We start from the raw sequence: 264 nt of genomic DNA on the forward strand, positions 1-264 counted from the left end.
GGCTGATGAGCGGATCATCGCTCATCTGGCTGATGGTCTCAAGCGTCATGTAGCGGGCCCGCTGCACGGCCCATTCAATTGCGTGCTTGCGGCCTCGGCCGTTTCCTGGGCGAAGGCGGTGGCGATGAAAGCCGAGACGACGCGGCGCCCGCTCTTGCCGGCATGGGCCAGCACGTTCCTCATGAAATGGACGCGGCACCTCTGCCATGTCGCGCACAGCACCTTGGTGACGGCCGCCTTGATGCCTTCATGGGCATCGGAGAC

Annotated in this window: 1 pseudogene; it reads right to left on the minus strand. The window is 64.4% G+C overall.

Annotated features, from left to right (window positions below):
* Positions 1-264 (minus strand): annotated as a pseudogene (locus tag AC0L3I_RS37075) (transposase); the annotation flags it as partial.

Source organism: Mesorhizobium sp. WSM4840, from assembly GCF_055811755.1.